The following is a 739-nucleotide window of genomic DNA, read 5'->3' on the forward strand; positions in this document are numbered from 1 at the left end:
ATTACGTCATGCTTATTTTTCAGGCTGACATTGCCATTCCAGAACCGCCGTTGGCGGGTCATGTGGTTGGAGTAGATGTTGGGCTGGAATATTTCTTATCCACCTCAGATGGGCTTCAACTAGAGCGTCCCAAGTTTTTCGTGAATCTGCAACGCAAGCTTAAATTGCTGCAACGTAGACTAAAGCGGAAACAGCCTGGGTCTGCTAACTGGAAGAAAGCTCAATTTAAGGTGGCAAGGCTTCACGAACGGATTGCCAACACTCGCAGAGACTTTCACTTCAAGGCTGCTCACAAGCTTTGTGATGAAGCTGATGTGATTGTGGTTGAAGACTTGAACCTAGTCAGTCTCAGCAAGGGTTTCCTCGGCAAGCACATGCTAGATGCGGGTCATGGACAATTCCTTAACTCAATCCTGCCTTGGGTTGCTTTCAAGCGTGGCAAGGCGCTGGTTAAGGAAGAAGCAGCGGGAACCTCTCAAGAGTGTCCTGCTTGTGGCAAGTTAGTGCCGAAGTTCCTTAATATCCGTTGGCATGAGTGCTCCTGTGGATGCTCCATGGCTCGTGATATTGCCAGTAGTCTAGTCCTGCGAAATAGATTTGAAAAGCGCTGTCGGGCGGCCAGTGCTGAAAACGCCCCTGGAGAGGTTCTGGCGGGGGTGTCCTTCGGGACATCTAGCCAAGACTCGGTGAAGGGGGAATCTACCGCTATACGAGAAGCGTTAGCGGGATGAGCGTCAAG

Annotated in this window: 1 protein-coding gene; it reads left to right on the top strand. The window is 50.6% G+C overall.

The features are described from left to right. Positions 1–731, top strand: a 731-nt coding sequence (locus ACK4HN_RS11915; protein ID WP_409877770.1) for an RNA-guided endonuclease InsQ/TnpB family protein, incomplete at its 5' end; no start/stop codon positions are given. Positions 732–739 lie beyond the last annotated feature (8 nt).

The sequence above is a fragment of the Thermosynechococcus sp. genome (assembly GCF_046299655.1).
Classification (GTDB): domain Bacteria; phylum Cyanobacteriota; class Cyanobacteriia; order Thermosynechococcales; family Thermosynechococcaceae; genus Thermosynechococcus.